Here is a 1,131-nt window from a genome sequence, read left to right on the forward strand (position 1 = left end):
TGGATAGGTTACAATTAACTAGACAACTTTTTTAAGGTCATGTAAAATAACATCAATAATAAAGGAGTTATAACATCATGACTAAAAAAAGACCACGTCGTACCTATACAGGAGAATTCAAAGAACAATTAGTTCAATTATGTCTAAATGGTAAAAGAAAATGCGATATTATAAGAGAATATGATATTGCATCTTCTTTGTTAGATAAATGGATAAAGCAATCACAAACTACTGGTTCCTTTAAAGAAAAGGATAATCGCTCTGATTTTGAAAATGAGTTAATTGAATTACGTAAAAGAAATAAGCAATTAGAGATGGAAAATGATATTTTAAAGCAAGCAGCGCTGATACTAGGACGAAAGTAATTGTGATAAAAGCGAATTCACATAAATACTCTGTATCAGCAATGTGTATCGTCCTAAAAATTCCAAGAGCAACTTATTATTATGAATCGAAGGAAAAGCCTGATGAAAATTCTCTAACTCAGTCTATCAAAGAAATTTTTCGTATAAGTCGCAATAATTATGGTACTCGAAAAATAAAAAAAGAACTTGCTAAAGAGGGTCAAATTGTTTCTCGTCGACGTATTGGTCGTATAATGAAAAAAGAAGGCTTGGTTTCGAATTATACAGTAGCACAGTTTAAGCCTCAAATAGCGAAATGTAATGAGGATAAAATTGAAAATGTGGTAGCTAGAAATTTCAATGATCAGCCGCAGTATAATGTAGTTGTAAGTGATTTAACGTATGTAAGAGTAGGAACATCCTGGAATTATATATGTCTTCTTATAGACCTCTTTAATCGTGAAATCATCGGTTACAGTGCAGGAAAAAACAAGGATGCACAGCTTGTAATGCATGCATTTTCCGAAGTTAAAACAAATTTGAAAAACATCAATATTTTTCATACAGATCGTGGGAATGAATTTAAAAATAAGCTAATTGAGGAAACACTTGAAGTTTTTAACATTAAACGGTCGCTTAGCATGAAAGGATGTCCTTATGATAATGCCGTTGCTGAAGCAACGTATAAAATTATAAAAACAGAGTTTGTAAAGAACAAAACATTTTTATCATTAAAGGAATTAAAAGTAGAGTTAGCAGACTATGTTAACTGGTTTAACAACTACAG

At 31.0% G+C, this 1,131-nt stretch carries 1 protein-coding gene; it reads left to right on the forward strand.

Annotated elements, in window-relative coordinates; all coding sequences use genetic code 11:
* Positions 1–74: 74 nt before the first annotated feature.
* Positions 75–1,131, forward strand: a protein-coding gene (locus tag HNR32_RS13760; RefSeq protein WP_183863634.1) for an IS3 family transposase whose coding sequence is annotated in 2 segments (ribosomal slippage) — positions 75–330 and positions 330–1,131 — 1,058 coding nt annotated over the 2 segments. Because the reading frame shifts where the segments join, the coding sequence is not laid out codon by codon here. This gene is flagged as partial in the annotation.

The organism is Pectinatus brassicae (genome assembly GCF_014201835.1).
Classification (GTDB): Bacteria; Bacillota; Negativicutes; order Selenomonadales; family Selenomonadaceae; genus Pectinatus; species Pectinatus brassicae.